Annotated in this window: 25 protein-coding genes; all 25 read right to left on the bottom strand. The window is 33.6% G+C overall.

From position 1 onward, the window contains the following. Positions 1-140: 140 nt before the first annotated feature. Positions 141-587 (bottom strand): nucleoside-diphosphate kinase, encoded by a 447-nt coding sequence (ndk, locus tag AB4Y30_RS09275; RefSeq protein WP_368651959.1) that lies wholly within the window; start codon positions 585-587, stop codon positions 141-143. An 81-nt stretch (positions 588-668) separates the two neighbouring features. Beyond that, positions 669-1,643, bottom strand: a complete 975-nt coding sequence (hepT, locus tag AB4Y30_RS09280) for a heptaprenyl diphosphate synthase component II (protein ID WP_368651960.1) — start codon at positions 1,641-1,643, stop codon at positions 669-671. 119 nt (positions 1,644-1,762) lie between these two features. Further along, entirely contained in the window at positions 1,763-2,476 is a 714-nt protein-coding gene (gene menG / locus AB4Y30_RS09285) for a demethylmenaquinone methyltransferase (RefSeq protein ID WP_368651961.1), read from the bottom strand. 4 nt (positions 2,477-2,480) lie between these two features. Then, positions 2,481-3,245 (bottom strand): heptaprenyl diphosphate synthase component 1, encoded by a 765-nt coding sequence (locus AB4Y30_RS09290; protein WP_368651962.1) that lies wholly within the window; start codon positions 3,243-3,245, stop codon positions 2,481-2,483. A gap of 488 nt (positions 3,246-3,733) precedes the next feature. Then, complete coding sequence (mtrB, locus tag AB4Y30_RS09295) at positions 3,734-3,958, bottom strand: trp RNA-binding attenuation protein MtrB (RefSeq protein ID WP_368651963.1); 225 nt, start codon at positions 3,956-3,958, stop codon at positions 3,734-3,736. A gap of 286 nt (positions 3,959-4,244) precedes the next feature. After that, positions 4,245-4,517, bottom strand: coding sequence for an HU family DNA-binding protein (locus AB4Y30_RS09300; protein ID WP_368651964.1), 273 nt, complete (start codon positions 4,515-4,517; stop codon positions 4,245-4,247). 313 nt (positions 4,518-4,830) lie between these two features. Beyond that, on the bottom strand, positions 4,831-6,309 hold the full coding sequence (gene spoIVA / locus AB4Y30_RS09305) for a stage IV sporulation protein A (RefSeq protein WP_368651965.1): 1,479 nt from the start codon (positions 6,307-6,309) through the stop codon (positions 4,831-4,833). 219 nt (positions 6,310-6,528) lie between these two features. Continuing rightward, positions 6,529-7,254 carry a hypothetical protein gene (locus tag AB4Y30_RS09310; RefSeq protein WP_368651966.1) on the bottom strand — a complete coding sequence of 242 codons (726 nt, stop codon included), beginning with the start codon at positions 7,252-7,254 and terminating at the stop codon, positions 6,529-6,531. 32 nt (positions 7,255-7,286) lie between these two features. Continuing rightward, positions 7,287-7,484 (bottom strand): DUF2768 domain-containing protein, encoded by a 198-nt coding sequence (locus AB4Y30_RS09315; protein WP_368651967.1) that lies wholly within the window; start codon positions 7,482-7,484, stop codon positions 7,287-7,289. 256 nt (positions 7,485-7,740) lie between these two features. Next, on the bottom strand, positions 7,741-8,001 hold the full coding sequence (locus AB4Y30_RS09320; protein ID WP_368651968.1) for a stage VI sporulation protein F: 261 nt from the start codon (positions 7,999-8,001) through the stop codon (positions 7,741-7,743). Positions 8,002-8,091: 90 nt separating this feature from the next. After that, positions 8,092-9,102 (bottom strand): NAD(P)H-dependent glycerol-3-phosphate dehydrogenase, encoded by a 1,011-nt coding sequence (locus AB4Y30_RS09325; protein WP_368651969.1) that lies wholly within the window; start codon positions 9,100-9,102, stop codon positions 8,092-8,094. 14 nt (positions 9,103-9,116) lie between these two features. Beyond that, positions 9,117-10,427 carry a ribosome biogenesis GTPase Der gene (der, locus tag AB4Y30_RS09330; RefSeq protein ID WP_368651970.1) on the bottom strand — a complete coding sequence of 437 codons (1,311 nt, stop codon included), beginning with the start codon at positions 10,425-10,427 and terminating at the stop codon, positions 9,117-9,119. A 133-nt stretch (positions 10,428-10,560) separates the two neighbouring features. Next, on the bottom strand, positions 10,561-11,172 hold the full coding sequence (locus AB4Y30_RS09335) for a hypothetical protein (RefSeq protein WP_368651971.1): 612 nt from the start codon (positions 11,170-11,172) through the stop codon (positions 10,561-10,563). Positions 11,173-11,298: 126 nt separating this feature from the next. Next, positions 11,299-12,432, bottom strand: coding sequence for a 30S ribosomal protein S1 (gene rpsA / locus AB4Y30_RS09340; protein WP_368651972.1), 1,134 nt, complete (start codon positions 12,430-12,432; stop codon positions 11,299-11,301). A gap of 190 nt (positions 12,433-12,622) precedes the next feature. Next, positions 12,623-13,294, bottom strand: coding sequence for a (d)CMP kinase (cmk, locus tag AB4Y30_RS09345; RefSeq protein ID WP_368655209.1), 672 nt, complete (start codon positions 13,292-13,294; stop codon positions 12,623-12,625). A 473-nt stretch (positions 13,295-13,767) separates the two neighbouring features. Further along, a complete protein-coding gene (ypeB, locus tag AB4Y30_RS09350; protein WP_368651973.1) occupies positions 13,768-15,105 on the bottom strand; it encodes a germination protein YpeB in 1,338 nt (445 codons plus the stop codon). A 15-nt stretch (positions 15,106-15,120) separates the two neighbouring features. Next, the gene (gene sleB / locus AB4Y30_RS09355; protein ID WP_368655210.1) at positions 15,121-15,822 is read right to left on the bottom strand and encodes a spore cortex-lytic enzyme; all 702 of its coding nucleotides are present in this window, start codon (positions 15,820-15,822) and stop codon (positions 15,121-15,123) included. 304 nt (positions 15,823-16,126) lie between these two features. After that, positions 16,127-17,101, bottom strand: coding sequence for a YpdA family putative bacillithiol disulfide reductase (locus AB4Y30_RS09360; RefSeq protein WP_368651974.1), 975 nt, complete (start codon positions 17,099-17,101; stop codon positions 16,127-16,129). Between the two features lie 115 nt (positions 17,102-17,216). Further along, a complete protein-coding gene (locus AB4Y30_RS09365) occupies positions 17,217-17,990 on the bottom strand; it encodes a metallophosphoesterase (protein ID WP_368651975.1) in 774 nt (257 codons plus the stop codon). A gap of 144 nt (positions 17,991-18,134) precedes the next feature. Next, on the bottom strand, positions 18,135-19,160 hold the full coding sequence (locus AB4Y30_RS09370) for a homoserine dehydrogenase (protein ID WP_368651976.1): 1,026 nt from the start codon (positions 19,158-19,160) through the stop codon (positions 18,135-18,137). A 24-nt stretch (positions 19,161-19,184) separates the two neighbouring features. Further along, the gene (locus tag AB4Y30_RS09375; RefSeq protein ID WP_368651977.1) at positions 19,185-19,970 is read right to left on the bottom strand and encodes an SDR family oxidoreductase; all 786 of its coding nucleotides are present in this window, start codon (positions 19,968-19,970) and stop codon (positions 19,185-19,187) included. Between the two features lie 29 nt (positions 19,971-19,999). Continuing rightward, a complete protein-coding gene (locus tag AB4Y30_RS09380; protein WP_368651978.1) occupies positions 20,000-20,329 on the bottom strand; it encodes a hypothetical protein in 330 nt (109 codons plus the stop codon). A 10-nt stretch (positions 20,330-20,339) separates the two neighbouring features. Next, complete coding sequence (locus tag AB4Y30_RS09385; protein ID WP_368651979.1) at positions 20,340-20,906, bottom strand: lysostaphin resistance A-like protein; 567 nt, start codon at positions 20,904-20,906, stop codon at positions 20,340-20,342. Beyond that, a complete protein-coding gene (locus AB4Y30_RS09390; RefSeq protein WP_368651980.1) occupies positions 20,893-22,443 on the bottom strand; it encodes an ATP-dependent DNA helicase RecQ in 1,551 nt (516 codons plus the stop codon). The genes AB4Y30_RS09385 and AB4Y30_RS09390 overlap by 14 nt, the downstream gene beginning before the upstream one ends. A 17-nt stretch (positions 22,444-22,460) precedes the next feature. Beyond that, positions 22,461-23,504: a helix-turn-helix domain-containing protein gene (locus AB4Y30_RS09395; protein WP_368651981.1), complete on the bottom strand. Its 1,044-nt coding sequence runs from the start codon at positions 23,502-23,504 to the stop codon at positions 22,461-22,463. Positions 23,505-23,592: the final 88 nt, after the last annotated feature.

The following is a 23,592-nucleotide window of genomic DNA, read 5'->3' on the forward strand; positions in this document are numbered from 1 at the left end:
CATATTAAAGCAAATTGATTATGAGCTTTAATGATGCCTCTACCGTAGAAACTTTTCTACTTGCAAAAAAAGCTCCGTTTAGAAAACGGAGACTTTACATCTTTAGCAAGAAAAATATAAAATTTTCCTTTTCTTATTAATTAATAAATCCAAGCACTATCTTGTTTATCGTAAGTAGTTAATTCTGATTCATTAAAGAATAAGTTAATTTCTCTTTCTGCACTTTCTGGTGAATCAGAACCATGAATAACATTCTTACCTACTGTTAATCCGAAATCTCCACGGATAGTTCCAGGAGCCGCATCAGCTGGATTAGTAGCACCCATCATATTACGTGCAGTTTTAATAACATTCTCACCTTCCCAAACCATAGCAAAAACTGGTCCAGAAGTAATAAATTCAACTAATTCACCAAAGAAAGGTCTTTCTTTATGTTCACCATAATGCTCTTCTGCAAGCTCATTAGGGATTTGCATTAGTTTAGCTCCAACTAATTTAAAACCTTTATTTTCAAATTTTGCTACAACTTCTCCAATTAAATTACGTTGAACGCCATCTGGTTTTACCATTAGGAATGTTTTTTCCATCATTGCACCTCTTTAATAGTTTGTGTTTTTTTATTTACCAGTAAAATCGTACCAAATTATGCAAAAAGTTTCAATTGCTACTTATGAACGTCTTTTACCGATTGCTTTTGCAATATCTATCAGAATTTTTTTCGCTTTATAATCTGGAAGAATATCCAAAGCTTCTAAAGCTTTCTGTAAATACTTTTCACTCATTTCATAGGCCTTTTCAATTGCGTTTGTTTGATGTAATGCTGTTAAAATATGATCCAGCTGTTCCTCTGTTACATTTGTCGGATCTGTGAATGTTTTTCTCAATAATTCATCAAATGCTGGATTCTGTTTTGCAATGAGAATTGGCAATGTAATATGTCCTTGGATAAGGTCACCACCTGTTGGTTTACCTAATTCTTTCACAGATGCAGTGAAATCAAGAATGTCATCAATAATTTGAAATGACATGCCAATATAATAACCATATTTATATAAATGATGCGCTTGTCTCTCTGTTGCATCTGAAACAATTGCACCTAGTTTACAGCTTGTTGCAATTAATAGAGCTGTTTTACGTTTAATACGACGAAGATAATCTCTTAATTGCTGATCCCAATTAAATTTCTGCTCAATTTGTTCAATCTCTCCAATACACACTTCTACAATGGTTTTAGAAAGTAGTTGATGAACTTTAGGGTTTCTAATTTGCAAGATGTTTTCTAAAGCTTTTGCTAAAATATAGTCCCCTGTATACATCGCTATTTGGTCACCGTATATATGCTTAATCGTTGGTTTTCCTCTACGAAGTTCAGAATTGTCAACAACATCATCATGTACTAGTGTAGCCATATGGATGAGTTCTAAAGCAACTGCAGCTGTTTTTACTTGTTCTTTATCATAATTGCTACCTAACTGACCAGATAACAGAACAAAAACAGGGCGTATTCTTTTCCCCCCGGCTTTTAACAATTGAGAAGATGTTTTTCTAAGCACTTCATGATTGGCTTGAATGGAATCATGTAAAGCATCTTCAATAGATTGTAAGTCTTTTCTCAAATATCCATACGTTTTTGCAAGTTTCATTCATGTCACCTTTTATCGTTATCCAATTTAAAAACGGTTTGTTGCGAATTAATAGGCTATACCCGCTATTTTAAAGTATTAGCTTGCTTTATATCTAATTATCCTGAAATACATTCTTTTTATGCTTTAAACCCCATATGCATTGCAGCTACTCCACCAGAATAGCTTTTTATATGAACTTTTGAGAATCCAACCTGTTCAAACATCTCTTTTAATTTTTTCTTATCTGGAAATGATTTTGCTGATTCATGAAGCCATGCATATTCTTTATAGCTTTTTGCAAATACCTTTCCTAGTACAGGCATGATGAATCGGAAATAAAAATAATATAATTGCCTATATCCAATTAATGTTGGCTGAGAAGTTTCTAAACAGATTACTTTCCCACCAGGTTTAACAACACGGTAAAGTTCGCTTAAAACAGTTATATAATCTGGCACATTTCTAAGGCCAAAGCCTATGGTTACATAATCGAATGTATTATCTTCAAATGGTAGCTCCATCGCATTTCCATGAACAAACTGCAATTGCTCAAAGGGACGATCACTTTGTGCTTTTCGATCTTCAGCAACTTTCAGCATGTTTTTACTAAAGTCTAAACCAATAACTTCCCCTGTTGGTCCTACCTGGTCTGCTAATGCAAATGACCAATCACCAGTTCCACAGCAAACATCTAAAGCTTTTTCGCCTTCTTGTACTTCCATTCGCTTCATAACATCCTTACGCCAAGCTACATGACGATTAAACGAGATAATGGAATTCAATAAATCATAGCGATCTGAGATTTTTTCAAACACATGATGTACACGTTCTTCTTTTGTTTGTTCTTGCATTACATTAACCTTCTTCCACATGTGCTACTAATGGATTTAGTATGCTTTGTATATTTTCGTGTAGTGCCGAAAGCTGAAAAGAAGATGGAAAAACAAAGGAATCTATTTTTGTAGTGTTCTTTAGAACGAAATGATCAATATCATCTAAAATTGTCTGCTCCATATTAAGATTTAAAACTTGTAAATAGTCCGTTAAAATTTTGGAGTTTCCATGCATATGATATTCTTGTTTTTCCTGTAATAATTTACTTGTAAATAGTAATTCTCCAGTAATACTAGCCATCAAAGTATGATCTACATATTTCGCAACACGGATCAGAAGTAAAGAATTAATTTGTTGAACTGTAGATAAATACTCTTCCATCGACTTGATTTCTTTTAAATGTATTTTCATTTTTAATTCATTAATATCACGGATAGCAGTTGCTAGGGTATGAATAAAATCCAATTCCTCTATTTCAGATAATAATAAATAATAAAGTCCACTATAATAATCGCCTGCTAAAACCGTTAATTGTTTTGTTGTGTTATTCGTTTGCTCTTCAACAATATCATGTGTATCTAGTGCCAACTGTACGAGCATTGTAGCCACAATATACTGCTGTTGTTTTTCTAACGAAAGAGGTGTATTCGATAAAATCATCGATAATAAGCTCAGTTTTTCCTCATCAATGACAGGATGATCGATAAATTGGTCGATGAAGTGATGTTTTATTTTTTTTTCGATACAACCTTTTAATTGTTTATTTGTAAGTGGAGATGTATTCAAATTAATCACCTAAAGCCTTTCGTTATTCTCGGACACATTAGTCAAGATACAACACATTTACATGTAATCTAGCTGAACTATAACTGCGGGGTAATAATGATATGTATATAGAATTGATGAGCGATATGCTTCATTCATGAGGCTGAAACAGATATTCTGTAAAAGGAAAATCTGAACGAATCAAAATGATTTGATCTATTGTAGTAGAGGTAATTCTCGAAATATGCTACTTAAACGAGCAGAAGATTCTCCTCCAGCAAGAATGTTTAAAACATGTCCAAACCTCGTCCAGCGTCTTTTCAGCATGCTAATTAATCATCCAATAAACGATTTCATCTACCTGTTACATGGAATCGGATAAGAGGATTTGATAAATACTCCCACAGCATGATTTTTTTACTTTAAGCTAATTCAGTATATCATTGTTATTATAACACACTTGGCTGTTGCATTGACATGGAATTTTCATACATACCATGCTAAATCATCTAGCCATTCGTAATTTCTCCATGACTTGTTTGGATAAGTGCTTTTCCTCGAACCTTTATTGCAGAAGTATGCTCTGTGAATTGAGCAATCATAATCTCATCTGCGTCTAGTTTTTCAGCATGATGAAAACGCGTGTCAGTTCCTCGTGTTAATCCAATTACATTTACACCGTCTTCCATTGCTTTAATAACAAAAAAATCTGATTTCGAATAATTATTTTCCATATATTTAAATACTCCTACTTAAATGCGAATGGATTGATTTAGAAGAGCGTAATACCAAGATTATTTTTACAAACGATACTAAATCTAATCCTACATCCAACCTTAATCTATTATCAACCATTACGCTTTAGTGTAATTATGTTGCGGTAAAAATTTATAACATCAACTAAAGAGCTTTATATAAAACTTGCTTCTTTCTAAAAGAAAAATTTCTGCCAGATAAAGGCAGAATTATAAGCAAGAAAAAAGGGTACGTATACACGCACCCTTTTATCGCCCTATGTAATTATTTTACGGCATCTTTTAGGGCTTTCCCAGCTCTAAATGCAGGAACTTTACTTGCAGGAATTTCGATTTCTTCTCCTGTTTGTGGATTACGTCCTTTACGAGCTGCACGATCACGTACTTCAAAGTTTCCAAAACCAATGATTTGTACTTTTTCTCCAGAAGCTAGAGAATCAGTGATAGCTTGGAAAACTGCGTCAACTGCTTTACCAGCATCTTTTTTAGAAAGTTCGCTTGCTTCCGCAACGGCATTAACTAAATCTGTTTTATTCAAAACAGTCACCTCCTTAGCATGATGAAATCAATTTAGAACAAATGAATAATCATAATATACATTTGTTCACCAAATTTCTTGATTTTATACTTCAGTGTCCACTAATTCAATGTGTGACAATGCTTATATTAACTGACAATCGCATAAAATTCAACAATATTCTGCGGTTTTTTTGCATTGAAATACAAATTTAATGTTTTTTACCTTGATAAAACTAAAATACATACTGTAATTTCATACTATTTTACTACAAAAATAAGAGATGGTACAAACATTAGTACCATCTCTCATTTATTATAAATATATATTCGTTTTATAAAATAATCGCAATCAAACCGCCTGATCCTTCATTTATGATTCTTTCCAACGTATCTTTTAGCTTGTATCGAGCTGATTCTGGCATTTGTGATATTTTAGCTTGGATACCTTCACGAACAATCGAGCTTAGCGATCTTCCAAATATATCTGAATCCCAAATGGATAGTGGATCTTCTTCAAAGTCTTGCATTAAATAACGAACTAATTCTTCACTTTGCTTTTCTGTACCAATAATCGGTGCAAATTCAGATTCTACATCTACCTTAATCATATGAATGGATGGTGCATCAGCTTTCAATCGAACACCAAATCTTGAGCCATGTTTAATAATCTCAGGTTCATCTAGAATCATATCTTCTACGGATGGAGCGGCAATCCCATATCCTGTCTGTTTCACCATTTGTAATGCACTTGCAACTTGATCATATTCCCTTTTCGCATAAGCATAGCTCTGCATCAATTCAAGTAAATGATCCTTCCCTCTAATCTCTTCACCCACTATTTCTTTTAAAATTTGCTCATATAAAGAGTTCGGGGATTGTAGATCTATTTCAGCTATTCCTTCTCCTAATTCCATACTAGCAAGTGCAGCATGTTCAATATATTCGAATTCTGAAAACTGCTGAACAATCTCATCTACATCGCGCAAGCGTTTAATGTTTTTAATGTTCGTATGAATAGCTTCTTGGTAATTCTTTCTCAACCAATGCTCTTCATTAAGTACCATCACCCAATTAGGTAAATTCACATTCACTTCTAATACTGGGAACTCGTATAAAGCCTCTTTTAGGACACTGAATACCTCTCGTTCACTCATTGATTCCACACTCATTGCCAGGACGGGGATATCATATTCCTTAATCAGCTGGTCTCGAAGTAAAATTGTTTCTTCAGCAGACGGACGTAGGGAATTAACTACCATAATAAAGGGTTTTCCAACTTCTTTTAATTCCTCAACAATTTTTTGTTCTGCTTCGATGTAATTTTCCCGGGGAATATCTCCAATAGTACCGTCTGTAGTAATAATAACACCAATTGTTGAATGTTCTTGAATTACCTTACGCGTACCAATCTCTGCAGCATCATGAAAAGGTATAGCTTCTTCATACCATGGTGTATGAATCATTCGTGGACCATCTTCATCTTCAAATCCTTTTGCCCCTTCAACTGCATATCCTACACAGTCTACTAAACGAATATTTACATCTAGACCTTCTTCTACATGCACAGAAACTGCTTGATTTGGCACAAATTTAGGTTCTGTTGTCATGACTGTTCTTCCAGATGCACTTTGTGGTATTTCATCAAGTGTTCGCACTCTTTCACTTTCATCTTGAATATTTGGAATAACGGCTAATTCTAAAAACTTCTTAATAAATGTGGACTTCCCTGTTCGAACAGCACCGACAACTCCTAAATAAATATCTCCGTTTGTTCGTTTAGAAATATCTTTAAATATATCTACCTTTTTCAAGTTCTCTCCTCCTACCTTCTAAACCCTTCTTTCTTACATTCTATGAATTTGTCCAAACAAAATATGCATCAATTAGCACCTCAAAATGATTGTTTTTATTTTTTTTCAGGTTTATCACGAAATAATTGTGATATCTAGAAGAGGCGAAATGATTCTGCTAAATGAAGAAAAAAGATCTACTACAAGCAATATATGCTGTAGTAGATCTTTTCATTCCTATTACTCTTTTAAAAAAATAACATCACCATTTTCATCGATTGTATAAGGTAAAGAGTACGCTGGAACAAATGGTGTATTTTCTGCAATAATCATACGAATATCGTCCCCTGGTTGGAAGGAATGATCAAATTCATTTATTGCTTTCTGTAAATCAATACTATAATCAATATACAAATCACCATTCGTATCCATAATGATTGGCAAATTTTCTTGTGAATAAGGACTTGTCACATAAGGATAACTATCCAGCTTTAAAAGCTCCTCATTTACACGATGCACACCAGAGATTAATTCCTGACCAAATGGCGGATAAGTATTTTGAGAACGATAAATATCTAATTTCACAACAATTTGTCGAAGTGCTTCTGTTGCCCTTAAATCAATGACACGAACTCGTGGATCTTCCTCAGGCGTAATAATCACATATTGGTAATATCCACCATTTTCAAAAGCACTCCCTGGAATTTCTGTTAAAATCCCACGTTCTCTTAACAAACTAAAATCAATCAAGTATTTTTCAAAAATTGGAGTTTCAGCTGGCTTTGTTTTAATGGGAAGTAGTCCATTTGTCTGCTCCTGATACTGCAAGACTGCACTTTGAACCATTTCCATTTGCGCTTCATTTGGCACTTGATTTTGAGCTAATTCACTCTTTGGATACATACAGCCACTAAGCAAAAGTATGATCAGAATTAGGAAAAATACCTTCTTTGTATATGTAAACACGATTCATTTCCTCCATTTTGGTTAATACTTATTTATCCAGTTGGGCCACTAAACACGATATAAAAGATAATAAGTGCAGCTATAATAAATGATAAATAAGCAATAATAGCAAAGATTACTGATAAAATTCCTTTAAGCTTGTACCTACTTAAATAAATAAAGCCTACTGCTACAAATAATAAGATGATTCCAGCAAAGGAAACCCACATTTTAAGCATAGAAAGACTCATTTTATTCACCTCGTTTTATAACATGAAGTTATTTTTATATATGATAGAAAAAAATAAAATTAGAGAAACTTGTCCTCCTCTAAAATATAGGAACGGGTTATTTTACCAAATAAAGATAAAAAAACTGGAATGAAGGGGGCAAGCTTCATCCCAGCATGACTAAATAACACCTATAGCAACTCTATCCATGAATACTTGTGCAATGTATTTTATGCATATGGATTAATTACGGTATACTCAAAACGCCTACTACTAGCTACTGTTTGAATAGACGATTCAATCCTTGTACATCATCTGGGATTTTATTATTGGTAATAGATTCAACAATTTTCTTCTCTTTTTCTGAAGAAATTCTTTTCCCTGCCATACTTGAAATTTGTTGAACTAAATTTCTAACCGTTTGTTCATTCGAAAAATCTGCATTTTTCACAGATGCAGCTATTCGATATATTTCCTCAGGTCGAATATTTGTTTCTTTTTGAATACGGTCAAATATTCCTTTTTTTTCTTGGCTCACAAGCTCTCCTCCCTACATGTTTACTCAAACGTAGTATATGCAGAGAAAAGAGGAGCTGTGTTAGTCGTTTATATGATTTTCCATCAAAGATTAAATATCCTTCATTTCTGCTTTTTTATCACGATTCATTAAATGCTCAACAACCGTCTTTGGATCTTTATCATTAAATAATACATCATAAAGCCCTGATGTTATCGGCATTTCAATTCCTTGCTTTTCTGCAAGCTGATAGGCAGCTTTCGTTGTACTTACACCTTCTACAACCATGCCCATTTGTTGAAGTATCTCATCCAAACTTTTCCCAGATCCTAACAAGTTTCCTGCTCTCCAGTTTCGGCTATGTACACTTGTACAAGTTACAACTAGATCTCCTACACCAGAGAGCCCCAAAAATGTCAAAGGATTGGCACCTAACGATGTTCCTAAGCGAGATATTTCAGCAAGACCTCTAGTAATTAAAGCAGCCTTTGCATTATCCCCATAACCAAGACCATTAGAAATCCCTGCACCTAAACCAATAACATTTTTAAGTGAACCACCTAATTCTATACCAATAATATCTGAACTTGTATAGACACGGAAAGCTTCATTGATAAATAAATCCTGTGCAAATTTAGAAATTTCTTTATTAATGGCTGATACTGTAACAGTTGTCGGCTGTCTTAGTGCCACTTCTTCAGCATGACTAGGTCCAGAAAGGACAACTATATCCGCGTACGGATAACTAGGTAATTCCTCATGAATCATTTCGGAAACCCGAAGTAAGGTTCCTGGTTCAATCCCTTTAGTGGCATGGATAATAATTCCCTTACCATCCCAAACTTCCTTCAATTGCTGACACACTTGACGAATGGCTTTTGATGGAATAACTAAAAGAATTACTTCCACATCTTTTACAGCTGCAGCCAGGTCTCCATAAGCAATAATATTTTCTGGCAAAGTAACATTATCTAAATATTTTTCATTTTTTCTTGTAGAATTAATTTCCTCGGCTTGTTCCTTACGATGTGTCCATAGACGGACATCATGTCCATTATCAGCTAAGACAATACTAAGTGCTGTTCCCCAGCTACCAGCACCTAAAACCGCAATTTTTTTCATCGATTATCTTCCCCTTAATCTCGTTTACGTGCAAATATTTTAATTGGTGTACCTGTAAAATCAAATGCTTCACGTATACGATTTTCTAAAAATCTTTTGTATGAAAAATGCATTAATTCAGGATCATTTACAAATACAGCAAAGCTAGGTGGCTGTACAGACACCTGTGTGACATATAATATTTTCAAACGATTCCCTTTCACTGTTGGAGCTGGATAAACTGCTATGGCATCCATAATCACATCGTTTAACATGCTTGTTGGAATTCGTTTCACATGATTCTCACTAGCTAATCGAATGATAGGAATTAACGTATGCAAACGTTTTTTCGTTTTAGCAGATAGATAAACAATTGGCGCATAATCCAAAAATTGAAATTCATCACGAACTTCTGCTTCAAATTCCTTCATAGCAGTATCACTTGATTTAACAGTATCCCACTTATTAACAACAATAACAATAGCTCTTCCTGCCTCATGCGCATATCCCGCAATTCGCTTATCCTGTTCTAATATGCCTGTTTCAGCATCAATTAGTACTAAAACAACATCAGAACGTTCAATAGCCTTTAATGCACGTAGCACACTGTATTTTTCTGTAGATTCATATACTTTTCCACGCTTGCGCATACCAGCAGTATCTGTAATGACATAATCTTGGCCATCTTTATGTAAATGTGTATCGATAGCATCTCGTGTTGTTCCACTAATACTACTTACAATAACACGTTCCTCATTTAAAATAGCGTTAACTAATGACGATTTCCCGACATTTGGTCGACCAATTAAGCTAAAATAGATTACCTCTTTATTTACTGGCTCAGCATCAAGTGTTGGAAAATGTGCAATCACAGCATCTAACATATCTCCTAGCCCAATCCCATGTGAACCTGAAATAGGAAATGGTTCCCCAAAGCCTAAAGAATAATACTCATAAATCTCTTCTCTCATTTCTGGATTATCCATTTTGTTCACACCAAGGACAACGGGTTTATTACTTTTATACAGAATTCTAGCAACCTCTTCATCAGCAGCTGTGATACCCTCTTTAGCATTGACAATAAAGAGAATAACATCTGCCTCTTCTATTGCTATTTCTGCTTGATGACGCATTTGTATTAATAAAGGCTCATCACCTATTTCAATTCCACCTGTGTCAATAATATTAAAAGTAGTCGTTAACCATTCTGCTTCCGCATATATTCTATCCCTAGTAACACCAGGAACATCGTTTACAATGGATATTCTTTCGCCAACAAGACGATTAAAAATAGTTGATTTCCCTACATTTGGTCGTCCAACAATGGCAACAGTTGATTTTCTCATGAAAGGAACATCCTTTCTTCTTCATTATTTTTCATAGCTCCACTAATTTTAGCAAAAGAATATTATTTTAACAATGATTGTTAAGGAAAAGTAGCTAGTACAGAACTCTACTATGCAAATCTTATAAAACGCTTTACATGATTTTTCTTGATTTAAAAGTGTATATATCCTGTTCCATCTGCTTCCTAGAAAATGCTTTTATATAGCATCGATGTAGTAAATGAATACTTAACAAAATCAATAGACTAAGAAAGAGATTTTGTAAAAAATAAAGGCTACCAATCTGCTTTTGCAAATGATAAGTATGAAGCACTAATCCATCTATTATTTCTCCAATTGTCATTCCAATTGTCAAAGCTATAATCCTCTCATAAACAGGCTTAACTAAAATAATAATAATACAAGAAATGAAAAGAGAGATTAAAAATGGATAGGCTAAAATAAACCAAATCGGACTAATTCGCTCCCATAATAAAATAGCTGCATAACTTATAGAAATGATAAAAGAAGAAATCATCATATAATAAGGACGATGAATAAATAAAATAAATGGCAATGCTGTTAGAAGGATTAAAAATGCAAGTGATACTTGCTGAAAAGCGTTATGAAGCACAATATGTGAAGAAATCATCGTTAAAAATAAATAAATGAAAAGAATCAATTTAGCTCGACTAGTTTTCATAAAAAAGAATATCAGGATGCTATTAATTGCCCATAATGAATATAATAACTCTATTGAAGACATTGTTTACTCTTCCTTCCCTTTGTATTTCTATTTTTCATTATGGGATAAGAGTAGACAAAATATTCAATTGGAAATATAAAAAAAGCCCTACCAGTTTAGTTTGATAGAGCTTCTTTTTTCAATTGCTTACTTATATTTATTTAGCTTATCGCCAATTAGATCACCAATTTGGAAGCTGGACTGATCTTCTGTTTTCTCATACTCACTAAAATCTTCTTGCTCTTTATCCTCTTCTAATTCTTTCATACTTAAAGAAATACGTTGATTTTCTTCATCAACATGAAGTACTTTCACATCAACCTCTTGAGCAACAGAAAGCACTTCTGATGGATTACCAATATGACGGTTTGCAATTTGTGAAATATGAACTAAACCTTCTACTCCTGGTAAAATTTCAACAAAAGCACCGAAGTTTGCAAGTCTTTTCACTGTTCCAGTTAATACATCACCGTTTTTAACCTTATCAGAAATATTCACCCAAGGTCCAGGTAATGTGTTCTTATGAGAAAGTGAAATTCTTTCATGTTCACGATCAACAGAAATAACCTCTACTTTTATTGTATCGCCTTCTGATACCACATCAGATGGTTTATCTACGTGCTCATGTGAAAGTTGTGAAATATGAACTAATCCATCAACTCCGCCAATATCAACGAATACACCAAAGTCAGTTAGTCGTTGAACAACACCATCTAAAACTTGCCCTTCTTCTAGTGTTTCTAATAACTGCCCTTTTTTCTCATTCGCCTCTTCTTCAACAACTGCACGATGAGAAAGAATAATGCGATTTTGTTCGCGATCTAGATCAACAATTTTCACAGATAATGTTTTCCCAACATAGTCAGAAAAATCATCAACAAAATAAGTTTCTACTAAAGAAGCAGGTATGAATCCACGTAAACCAATATTTACAACAAGACCACCTTTAACTACTTCTTTTACAGTTGTATCAAACACTGTACCATCTTCAAATTTCTGAGTTAACTCTTCCCATGCTTTTTCAGCATCTACTGCTTTTTTAGAAAGAACAATCTCATCATCATCAACTTTCTTAACAATCAATTCAATTTCATCTCCAACACTCACTACTTCATCTGGAGATTCTACATGTACATTTGATAGTTCGCCAATTGGTAAGATACCTTCACTTTTGAAGCCGATATCAACAAGAACTTGTTTATCTTCTAATTTCACTACAGTTCCTGTAACTGTATCACCAACATTAAAATTCACTAAATCATTTCCTAATTCTTCATGCATAATTAGCCCTCCTAAATCAATTAAAAACTTCTATCTTATGTAATTAAAATAGCAGTATACCAAGGATTATCTTTAGATATCGTTTAAAAATTGATTCTAATAATAACTTCTAATAAGATTCATTATTTGACAAGCTTAGTAAATAACTATAACCCAGTTTTTATATAGGTATTAAATATAGTATGTATCTCTATGAATAGTTATTAACTTTATCCAGAATAAAACTAGCTACATCATCAATGGACATGGAAGTCGTATCAACTTCTATAGCATCTTCTGCTTTGATTAGTGGCGCAACTTTACGTTTTGTATCTTGTAAATCTCGCTCAATAATCTCATTTTTAATATTTTCTAAATCAGAAGTAAAGCCTCTTTCTATATTTTCCTGATGACGTCTTTTAGCTCTTTCTTCAGCGGAAGCAATTAAAAAGAATTTCAATTCGGCATTTGGTAGGACGTGTGTTCCAATATCTCTTCCATCCATCACTACGCCACCTTGTTTAGCAAATGCCTTCTGTTTTTCTACCATAATCTCTCGAATTTTCGAATGCTTTGCAATTTGCGATACAGCATGGGTTACTTTTTCAGAACGAATTTCAAGAGAAACATCTTTCCCATCAAGAAATACCTTTTGTCCTGTGTTAGATTGTTTTAATTCAATGGAAGTTTCTAACAGGACAGCTGTTAGTTTATCTTCATTATCATAATGAATATTTTCATTTATTGCTTTTAATGTTATTGCTCGATACATTGCTCCAGTATCAATATAGATATATCCAAGTTTTGTCGCAACAATTTTTGATACGGTACTCTTCCCCGCTGCTGCTGGACCATCAATGGCAATTGTTAATTTACTATTCAATCCTACATTCATTCCTCTCGCTGTCTAACATCTATCTTAAAGACTTTGCAAATATGCTTATATAAATAATACCACAAAAATTTATAAAATTACCATTTAAGTGAATTAGTAACTTATTCATCCAGAACGAAAAACACAGGCTATACTCTTAGCTCGTAAGGATATGAGGATATGCTAAAGCATAAAAAACAAGCAAGTAATCTATCCGTTTTTTAATCAAGCGCTCAATAAAAATTTACCTTTACCCATATAACTAAACGAAAAATCAATATAATCTGAAATCTATAGAATCACAAACTTCTGAATAGTACTTTTAGACTAAAAACATTGATTTTTCTCTTTAATATAAACTTTCAATTCTAAGATGCAATTCCTAATACCCATTATTACAAAAAATTAGCAAAAGAGAAAGAAAAAATTCTCTTTTACTAATTTTTTTGATCTGGAATGAAATTATTTAGATAAAATACTGTTTACTCCGTAAAAACAGCTTCTGGACCAGATATTTTTTCTACTTCTTCTTCCTTCCCATTATCTGCATTGATAAAAATGCGATAAATATCATTATCAAGTGTTCCAATAAACTCATATGTTAATATTTCTTCTTTTTGTGTATTTTCCATTATTACTAATTTCTGTTCCATGATTTCGACATTCGGATTCACATGTGTTTTTGCTTCGTCTAATGTTAACTCAGGTTCGTTAATTTCGCGTTCATGATGATTAATTAAAAAATTCTTTCCAGAAAATCCGATCACTTCTCCGCTATCTAAAGCCACTTTAACTTCTACCGAATCTGGATAGATTTGAACACCATCCTGTTCATATACAAAGGTGTACACACCAATTTGATCATATTCACTACTATTAGAAAGCTTCATATTTTGAAATTGTTGATTTTCTACAAATTTTTCGGCTTCAAGATACCCATCATGTAAACTAATACTTTTTTCTGAGAATGGTCGATGAATGAGTAAGGACAGGATATGTCCGCCATCCTCAATCAAATCAGCATATGCACTTTTTTCTTCATCCTTGTATGTTACTGTATACATCGGAACATCTGCACCATCACTGCTTTTTGATACGGTTAACTCTGTTTCATCATTAACACTAAACACGTTCTTACTCTTTTCTAAAATCTCCTGTTCACTAAGCACTTTTCCATCTAATGATTGATATATCTTTTTCTCAGATTGACTTGGACTGAGTGAAGAAAATGAATTATCACTGGTAAAACCAGAAACATGTTTATCTACAGTTTCAAAGCCATCAATAATCGTGCTATCCATTGGTTCTTCTTCATTGGCTAATGCAAGCTGTACATCCATCCATCGTAAATTATTTTTTAATGTTAAGTGTTGAACTTCTCGTAATTCATCTTTCATTGTTGTCGCTTGTTTATATAATTGATGAAGCGTTGTCACTTCATCATCTGTTAATGGCTCTTCCTCTAAATCTCTTGTTGCAGTACGATAAGTAAAATCACCAATTGATGTAAGAAATTCTACTGTTTGGTGAAAAGGTAATAAAGAGAGTGGTAATTGCCCAACATCTGTATGAGCCTGGGCAGTCAATTGCCATATTTCAATAAGCTGATTAGATAATTGATCTTCACTGCTCATAGCTAAAGTAGAGCCAAGTTTATCTTGGAGTAAATCCATTCGATAGGAAAGATCATGAAAAGCACGTTGATACGTATTTTCTGCTTGAATTAATATGGCATTTTTTTCTTGGTGCTCTAGATAGCCCCAATAGCCTGTACCAATACCAATGACTGCTAACAATGCGATTAATATCCACCGAATCATTATATGTTTCCCTCCTTATTTACAAAAGATATGTTTTCCAATTTGTTTAATTTGTGGTCTAGTCCAAATCCACGCAGATGTTGCTGTGTCTGGGTTAAAATAATAGGTTGCATTTCCTGAAGGATCCCAACCATTGATTGCATCTAATACCGCTTGTCTAGCTGTTTCGTTTGGTGTGAGCCATATTTGCCCATCTGCAACAGCCGTGAAGGCGCGTGGTTCAAAAATCACTCCTGCTACTGAATCTGGAAACGAAGGCCCATTTACACGATTTAAAATTACTGCAGCAACTGCTACTTGCCCTTCGTATGGTTCACCACGGGCTTCACCGTATACAGCATTTGCCATCAATTGAATATCATTTTGTGAAAATCCTTGAGGAACATTCACAGAATGTGTGGGTTGACTATTTCCTCCTTGCGATCCACCTGATCCTTGCTGCGTGGTATTGCCATTGTACTCAGTTACATTGGTTAATTTATTTTTTGTACTTGCTCCAGCCATGCCATCGATTGGTAAACCAAATTCATATTGAAAATTACGTAATGCCCAATAAGTTCTCCAACCAAACACACCATCAATTTCTCCTGTATAGAAACCAATATGCTTCAATCTTGACTGTAGCTCAATAACATCTTCTCCAATTGCTCCATGTTGCAATACTTGTTCGCTAAACGCATCACCAGTATTATCATAAGGTGTTACTAACACAAACATAAATATCAAAAGTATCCATAACCATGTATTTCTATTTTTTTTCTGCATATCATCTTCCTCCTGAATTAACAATCAAATCTATTGCTATTTTTTTACTAAGAAGATTATTTATGCATGTTTTATTAATATCTCTCTTTATACAAAAAAAGCATGAGATTGACAAAAGTCAAATTCATGCTTTTTAATGCGTGATTAAAGGGAGGATGAAAAGGATCACATCAAAATTTAGTTGAAGTTTTTTCTGGTCGATGAGTCATTTTAACCGAATTTTTTAAACATCCTCTTTTAAATAATTATTGTCTTTTTATTTTCCAATAATGGATTCAGCAATCTTTTCACCATGAAAACGCCCATTTTCAATAAAGATTGCATTATTATTAAATCCGGCAGCCACTACTCCTGCAATATAAATCCCTGGAATATTGGTTTCATAAGTTTCTTCATTGTATACTGGAACTCCACTGACAAAATCAACATCTACGCCTACTTGTGTTAAAAATTTGATATTAGGCTGATAACCAGTCATGGCGAAAACAAAATCATTTTCAATTTCCTTCTCTTGACCATTCACTTGATAATGCAAAGTTGTCGGAGTAATCTTACTTACTTTTGCATTAAATTCTAGTTGAATTTCTTCATTGCGCACCAATGAATCAAAAAACGGAAGAATCCAAGGCTTAATACTACTTGAATATACATCTCCTCGATATAATACAGTTATTTCTGCTCCTGCTTTATGCAATTCTAGTGCAGCATCAACTGCTGAATTCTTTCCACCCACAATAACAACTTTCTTCTTATAAAAAGGATGTGCTTCTTTAAAATAATGGGAAACTTTAGGAAGGTCCTCTCCTTCTACATCCATTAAATTGAATTGATTATAATAGCCTGTTGCGATAATTACATGCTTCGCTGTATAACTCTTCTCATTTCCGTATTGATCTTCTACGATAATTTGAAAATGTTCATCTATTTTATGAATAGTCTTTGCTTCTTCATAGGAATGGATACGTAAATCATTGCGCATTGCAACCATTCGGTAATATGCTAAAGCCTGAGATCGTACAGGCTTCTGTCTTTCTGTAATAAAAGGAATATTTCCAATTTCTAATTTCTCACTCGTACTAAAAAACTCTTGATGTGTTGGGAAATTATAAATGGTATGTACAATATTTCCTTTTTCAATAATAAGTGGATTAATACCTCTAGCCTGTAATTCTAAAGCACAGGACATTCCACATGGCCCCGCACCTATAATAATTGTATTTTCAATACTCATTTTATATCTGCACTTCCTTTAGAAAAATTCAAAAAAATATTCTATTATTCTTTCTATCTTGATATATGATTAAAATTTGTCTCCATGATTTAGTATACACTGTGATTATTATGAATCAATCAATATTACTTAGTGTAACCACATGACACTCTGCATTTGTTTGTAGGCGAAAGGGTAATGCGGTATAGCCGTAGCCTTCACTTACAAATACATTTGTATGATTATAATATTTTAATCCCCCACGAGAATACAATCCTTTATTAAATAAGCGAATTTGCCCCCCATGTGTATGGCCTGCTAAAACCGTTTGAATCTTATATTGGATATAAGGTGTCTGAAAGTAAAAAGAACGTGGTGTATGTGTAAGTAGTAATGAATATCCATCTATATCTTCCCAAGGTATTTGGTATCGATATTGTGGTTCTTCATAGAAATTAAAACCAATAAGCTGCATGCTACTGCCATTACGAGTGATTTTTCTAAAATCATCAGCAAGTATAATTACATCAAACGCTGCAAATAAATCCATTAATTGCTGCTGGTTAACTTCTAAATCATTATTTCCCCATACAAAATAAATCGGCACATTAAAACGTTTTAATAGCTGCAGGTTTTGTTTAGTTCTATCTAATGGAACACCATGTTCTGTCATATCTCCTCCGATAAGGACAAGTTCTATGGAGTCCGTAATAGCATCTAATGTTTTTGCCTTAATCTTTCGTCGATGAATATCTGTAATGAAAAAAATTTTAAATCCCTCAAACCCGGCAGGTAATCTTTTATCTTTGATCATAACAAAATCAAGTACATCATGATGAGCTTTAAAAATCATCCATAAAATAAATATCATCGGCAAGCAACAGATGATCATAATTGCAATTAGATACAAAAGCTTTCTTTCCTCTCCTTGATCTGTCCAGTAGCAGTGAATACATTTTATATTATATCGTAAATGTAATACATTTGTGTGTGAAAAAACAGCCAAAAAAACCCGTTAAGTAGCTATGAACCTAACGGGTAATCTGAGCCTATTTTATAACATGTCTTTACGATACAAGTTGATTAGATCTTTTAAAGCAGCAGCTGCTGCACCGCGTGGATGTGATGCTCCACCAGTTGTACAAATCGTACCCATTTCAATTGTTTCAAAAACAATGCCTTTATTCGTTCCATGTATATGTGCGAGTGGATGGGTTAGTTCTATTGCACATGGTTTTACTTCCATGCGAACTTCATCTTTTTCCACCACTGCTTGAGCTAATAATTTAATGGTTTTACCTGCCTGTTTAGCAAGCTCAATATCTGTTTTTGATATATTCTCAATACCAGTTATTTCTACATCTTGTATGGAAAAATCTTTTTCCAATAAGCCATTAGTCAATAAAAGTATCTTTGCAGCACTATCAAAACCTGCTACATCCAATTTTGGATTAGATTCAGCAATCCCATTTTCCTGAGCAATTTTCAATGCCTCAGTAAAGCTCAACTGACTTTCATCCATCGCACTTAAAATATAGTTAGAAGTACCATTAAGCACTCCTTCTATTTTAGTAATTGTTGTTCCAGCTAAGCTAAATTCACCAATATCTAATGTTGGTAAAGCTGCTGCTGTTGCACCACTATATTTAATACGAACTTTGTTATCTTTGGCTTTCTGCTGAATTTCTTTAAAGGAATGAACTAAAGCGCCCTTCGCTACGGAAACAATATCCATCTGTGCATCCATTGCCTCGTTAAAATAAACTAAACCAGCACCACCCGTTTCCGTATTCGTTGGTGAACACTCTACTAAGACATCGCCAATCATACGAGTAGGAAGTAATGATTGTTGTGTTGCTTTAGCATATTGTTTTAGCGCACTTGAGCCTGTACCAAATTTTAATAGCATAGCTAAATCAATACCCTCTGTTGCTGTGATCATGCCTTGACTACTTCCGATCGCACTCACCTTAAATTCAACACCATACTTTTTTAGAAGGTTATCCTTTGACTGATCTATTAACTGAATAAGTTCTCTTGCTACTACACCATAACCTGTAATTGTAATATTTTTTGTCATTTTTTTCTCCGTTAACATGTTTTCTTATATTGATTTTACAGAACCACCATCAACAATAATAGAGCTTCCAGTTACATAGCTACTAGCTTCAGACGCCATAAATGTAACCACATTAGCAAATTCCTCTGGTGTTCCGAATCTTGCAAGAGGAATTGATTTCAAAGCTTGTTCCTGAACTTCATCTACAGTTATCTGCAGTCTTTCTGCCTTCAACTGGTCCAAATATTCAATCCGATCTGTATAAATTCTACCTGGCGCTACAGTATTCACTAAAATATTATAAGGAGCTAATTCTTCGGCTAATGATTTAGCCAAGCCTACAATCCCTGTACGGAAAGTATTCGAAAGAATCAAACCAGAAATCGGCTGTTTAATAGAGGAAGATGCAATATTAATAATCTTTCCTCCCTCTTGCTTTAAATCAGGTAAAACTTCGCGAATCATACGAATATAGCTAAATAGATTCAATTCAAAAGCTTTTTGCCAATCTTCATCAGAAAATTGATCGAAGGTACCTCCAGGGGGGCCACCAGCATTGTTCACTAGGATATCTATTTTGCCAAATACTTCGCGTGTTTTAGCTACTAATGCTTTAATATCCTCTACCTTTGTAATATCAGCAGGATAATATTCAACGCTTCCTGCTTGAAGAGCTGTCAATTCTTCTTTAACAGCTTGGAGCTTTTCAGCATTACGACTCGTAATCATAACATTTGTGCCTTCTTTTACAAGCTGTGTGGCAACTGCTTTTCCTAATCCTTGACTTGAAGCTACAACCAAAGCAACTTTATTTGCTAATTTTAAATCCATTTATTCGCTCCCCTTATTTCATAACTTTTTTAAAGCGTAAAGAGATTCATTAATTCATCATTCCAAAAGTAATAAGCTACGCCTAAAATTAGAACTAAAATAACACAAACAAAGATAAACCGACTTAATGGACGACCCATCATCTTTAAACGAGCACGTTTTGTATTTTCTTGATGCACTTCTTTACGAGGCGGTAAATTTAAAATATCTATGATTGGATCTTCATTTGTTTCTCGAAAAAGTGCATTACTATCTATTTGAATCTGCTGATTATCGGTAGGTACATCATTATTTAATTCATTTACTAATTTTTTTAATTGTGTTGCTTGGTCTTCACTTTTATTCTTGTCTGTATCCAATGCATACACCTCATTTCTGAAACCTAATAAACAAACCGAGTAATAGGTCGATGATAAAATGTGCAGTGATTGTAACAAGCAAATTACCTGTTACCTCATAAGCATATCCTAAATAAAAACTTAGGATCAAAACTGAAATTAATAAAATGGGCTTCTTTAAATAACGAATATGTACAAGGGTAAATACTACACTTGCAATTATAAAACCAAAAGTGGTTTGAATCACACCGCGAAATAATAATTCTTCTGCTATCGCAACAACTGCTGCAATAAAGATAATTTCTGTTACCGTTCTTGTTTTAAATAATTTTTCATTTATACCTCCATCATCCAGAAGATGCTTCGGTAAAACAAGACTTAAAATAATATCAATAGAGACAACAATCAATGCTGGAATAACTCCATAATAGATGATCGCTTTGTCATTAAAGCTGAAATAATCAAGCCAATCTGTAAAATGTTCGAAAAGAAGAAAGCTTGAGATAATACTGATTGTAATAAAAACAAGCTGTGAAAAAATCACTTGAATCATTAATTCTTTATCTGTTAATTGTTTTACAATTTCACTCTGTTTCATCATTTTCTCCGATTAGTAATAATGCTTTTAATTTTCTTTGCCAATCCTGATGAGATGTTCGGATCTCTCTTAATGCTTGAGGGGGTTCCCATTGTTCTAATACGAAATCACAATTACTACAGCAATGCTGCTCTGGTTTATCATATGTATCTTGATAGCCCTTATATAAGCTTTCTCGTAAGCAGTCTGTTTCATGAACCCAATCTAGCATTGCGAAAAGCTGATTTTGTTTTATATTTAATCGATTTATTCTCATATCTACAATGTGCTCAAAAACATTTTGCCAATGTGTTGCTTGATAGATAATCTGATTATTTTTTATTATATCATTTTTTTCTAAATGGTAGTTGATAAATCGCCAATGAATTTCTTCTATGCCAAGCATTTTTTCTATTTCTTTCACCTGTTTTGGCAGTAATTGCTTCTGTAAAGCTAGCTGCTTTAATTGCTGGAAGACTACAGTGATCTGTTCCTTCGTAGGCAATTCATTTGTAATGATTCTTCTAGGTAGTAGCTGGTCATGCTCTGCATAAAGCAATATGCTAAGGCTTGGTTCGCCATCTCTTCCCGCTCTCCCAATTTCTTGGATAAAAGATTCGATTTGAGAAGGTAAATGAAAATGAATAACAGCTCGGATATTTGGCTTATTAATCCCCATCCCAAATGCATTTGTGCAACAAATAATATCTATTTGATCCTCCATGAACTGTTGCTGAATCGTTAAACGATCCATTTGCTCCATTCCACCATGATAGAAGGCAACTTTTCTATTTGTTAGTTGAATGGACAATTGCTCTGCCACTTGTTCACAAACATTTCTACTGGAGAAATAGATTAATGTTGGAACATGATGCTTTTGCAAAAAATCTGTTAGAAAATCTATCTTTTCTAGTTCGTGTGCCACCTGTTGGATAGAAAAACAAATATTTTCTTTATCAATTGGATAAATATGTTTTTTCATATTCGGTCTATTCAATGCTGCTATGATGTCTTTTTGGATATTGCTTGGAGCGGTTGCGCTTAATGCTAGAACGGTAGGATCTCCAAGCTCTTTAATCACATGAGAAAGCTTTAAATAATCTGGTCGAAATTCATGCCCCCACAAAGAAATACAATGTGCTTCATCAATAACAAATAAAGAAATATCTATTTTCTTCAAACGATTTAACACTTGGTCTGCTTGAATAAGCTCAGGAGAAATATAAATGATTTTATATTCCCCTAAATACCGATAAACATCTTGTCGTTCTGCATAATCCATAAAACTATTTAAAGCAACTACCCGCTTCATTCCATTTGCCTTAAGCTGCTTTACTTGATCAATCATAAGTGCAATCAATGGAGAAACAACGATGGTTGTTCCGCTTAATAAACGTGCAGGTAATTCATAGCATAAGGATTTTCCCGAACCAGTAGGAAGAACACCAAGTACATCCTGTCTTTGCAGAATGCTCTCCATAATTTCCTTTTGGCCTGGCCGAAACGAGGTATAACCATAAAATTGCTCTATATATGTATCCAATTTTCGATTGTGCATGATAAAACAACCTATCTCTATTGAACTTTTGAAGCAATGATTAAGCGAATCTGAAAATAACTAATATCGGATGATACTTTGTCTTTAATCGATTTTAATTTCATATCCTTTGTACTAGAAATTACATCTAATATTTGCTGCTGTTTGATATTGTCTACAAATTCATCTATACGAAAGGTAGGATGATATAAAGCAATTTCCACAAAGTGATCCTGAATGGTACTTTCTTTTAAATTTCTAACACCAATAATCTTCTCTATTGAATATCCTTGACTCCATAAACGATAGGTTTCATTAGCGGATTTGGTAATGAAGCCACTGGTTGATAAGTCACTTATTAACTGATAAAAAAATGGATACATGGATGTATTTTCTAATATTAGTTTTAATAGCTGATGAATAATTGCTATAAAGTAGAGAGGGATATCAATTAGCGGAAGCTCATATTTTCTTGCTAGCTGTTGTTCACTTAAGCCGTATGTTTTAAAGCCTGTAAGTCGATCAACAAACATTTCCGCTTCTACTTCTGGCAATTGAGATAAAAGCATATGTAATTCAGCAAATACATTCTCTAATAAAGCAGCTATCGAATCTGTATGGCTAGAGAGAAAATGCTTCATCCAGCGCAAAGTCGTACGATTATCAATAATAGGAATGTATTTAGAATGTCTCTTCTTTTTATTCGTTAACACTTGAATAAGTATTAATATACGTTCATAAAAATGTTGATCAGTTTGAAAATATTTAAGTCCATGAAAATAGTAGAGGGCTACATTCTTTTCTTCTTGACAAAGTAACCTAATTCCTTCTGGTAAAATAGCAATCATATTACTTTCTGTTATTTGGATAGCAGATTTATTTTGCAAAGTATGTACTTTTTCATCAAATGTCTGCCTTCTTAAAGATGGGTAAATTCCATAAAATTTGGTGAGTTGGAATAGGCGTGCATCTTGAAAGGTTTGGGTAGATCGTCTTCCTTTTAATAAATGGAAAATTGCTGAACTCGTCCGTTGTTCATGTAATTTTTCCGTGCATTTTAAAATTAAACTCTCGAATAACAAGCAGCATCTCCTCGTTTTTATAATAGTAGTTTCGAATCATAATGTATTATTATTTAGCATAAGAGAAGAAATTTTAAAAGTCAAAAAA

Source organism: Ornithinibacillus sp. 4-3, from assembly GCF_040958695.1.
Taxonomy (GTDB): Bacteria; Bacillota; Bacilli; order Bacillales; family Amphibacillaceae; genus CALAMD01.